The following is a 1,888-nucleotide window of genomic DNA, read 5'->3' as shown; positions in this document are numbered from 1 at the left end:
CGCGCTCGGAATGCCGGCGGTGGCGACGACGAGCAGAACGGAGTACAGGTTGAAGGCGATGCCGTAGGCCGCCATGCCGATATCGCCGAGCAAATAAACGAGCGGGATGCGCTGCACCACGCCGAGCACCCGGGCGACCAATGCCGCCAAGGTTAGAATCAGCGTTCCTTTGACTAATGAATCTTTGGACAAAACGTTCCCTTCTTCCCTTAATGCCTTACACGATCCAGATGATAAACAGCACGATCATCAGAAGCTGCAGCACGAGTTTAACGATGAGCCCCGAGAAAAAGCCGACCAACGCCCCGATTCCCGCCCGCACCGCTTGGCGGAATTCCGTTCCAACGATCAGCTCGCCCACAACGGCGCCAAGAAACGGACCGATCAGCAGCCCTGCAACCGGGATAACAAACGGCCCGATCAATAACCCGATCGTACTGCCGATGACGGATGCCCGCGTTCCGCCGAACTTTTTGACGCCAACCGCACTAACGGCATAATCGGCCACCATCAGAACGGCCACGATCGTCGTTTGAATGAGCCAGAACCAGACCCCGAACGGTTCGAAGCCAACCATAAAGCCGTAGACGAAAAACGCCGCATAAATCGCGAGCGCTCCGGGCAGCACCGGGTATACCGCCCCGGCCATGCCGACGAGAAACAGAATAACGATGATGATCCATGCGGCGATGAGCATAAATAGATGCCTCCCTTCTCAGCTGTCATGCCTGCTTGCCGGATGGCACGATATGTTATTTCAACGCATACTCCCTGATAATCTGAGCGACGCCGTGCTCTTCGTTCGTCCCGGTCACCGCATCGGCCAGCTGCTTGACTTCCTCCTGCGCGTTCCCCATCGCCACACCAAGTCCCGCTTCGCGGATCATGGCCACATCGTTCAAGCTGTCGCCCATGGCGATCACCTGCGACATCTCGATGCCGAGCATAGCGCATACTTGTCTCAGTCCGCTGGCCTTACTGATTCCTTTCGGATTCACCTCGATATTGAACGGATGGGAGTTGGTAATTTCCAGCTTGTCCCACGATTCCAGCTCTCGGCGAATGGCGGCGAGGCTTTCTTCGTTCTCAATATAGTAGCCGAACTTCAGCCACTGCTGCGCATCGATCTCCGCTTCAGGCAGCCAGTGCTCTTTGTTGTAGATTTCCTTAACGCAATAAGCCCAAAACCAGGTATCGTAATGAACTGCGAGCGCATGCATACGGCGGATCAACTCCGTGTCCAACGTATGACGCTCAAGCAGTTCGCCCGGCGCTTTCCATACTTCGCTACCGTTCACCGTGACGAGCGGCGACTTCAGACCGAGCTCCTCCGCATAAGCCTGACAGTTCTGTATGCCCCGCCCGGTCGAAAACATGACTGTTACTCCAGCGTCGTGCGCCGCCAAAATAGCCGCACGGTTTTCCTCCGAGATCGTCTTTTCTTCCGTCAGCAATGTGCCGTCCAGATCCAACGCTACCAGTTTGAATCGACTCATGTTCGCTTCTCTCCCTTTTCGTCCGTTCCTCTAAGCGCGTATCTGCCGCGGTCTGCAGCCGCATGCGCTCCTCTGCGGACCATAGCTTATTGAGCGTGCGCGAGCGTTCGGGCCGGCAGCTCCTCCATGTAGGCCGCATGCCAAAGCGCGAACATATAAATCGTCCAAATGCGCCGGGCGTAATCGCCCTTGCCGCTCTGATGATTTCCGAGCATCGCCCTTACCGTGTCCATCCGGATGTAATTGTCGATGCCGCTTGCCGCGATCTGCTCCATCACGACGTTTCCTTGCGGGCCTTTCAGCCAATCGCGCATCGGTACCGGGAATCCGAGCTTCGGCCGGTTCAAAATAAAGTCCGGAATAATGCCTTCCATCGCTTTGCGGAATACGTA

Annotated in this window: 3 protein-coding genes and 1 pseudogene; all 4 read right to left on the bottom strand. The window is 56.4% G+C overall.

The features are described from left to right. Positions 1-192 (bottom strand): annotated as a pseudogene (locus QJ48_RS34325) (oligosaccharide flippase family protein); the annotation flags it as partial. A gap of 25 nt (positions 193-217) precedes the next feature. Then, positions 218-697, bottom strand: coding sequence for a DUF456 domain-containing protein (locus tag QJ48_RS34320; protein WP_054977755.1), 480 nt, complete (start codon positions 695-697; stop codon positions 218-220). A gap of 55 nt (positions 698-752) precedes the next feature. After that, positions 753-1,496, bottom strand: coding sequence for a Cof-type HAD-IIB family hydrolase (locus tag QJ48_RS34315; protein ID WP_054977754.1), 744 nt, complete (start codon positions 1,494-1,496; stop codon positions 753-755). Between the two features lie 86 nt (positions 1,497-1,582). Continuing rightward, the coding region (locus tag QJ48_RS34310; RefSeq protein WP_237763157.1) for an asparagine synthase-related protein at positions 1,583-1,888 on the bottom strand (306 nt) is incomplete at its 5' end.

This window comes from Paenibacillus sp. A3, assembly GCF_001399685.1.
Lineage (GTDB): Bacteria > Bacillota > Bacilli > Paenibacillales > NBRC-103111 > Paenibacillus_G.
This window is presented reverse-complemented; position numbering and strand designations above follow the sequence as displayed.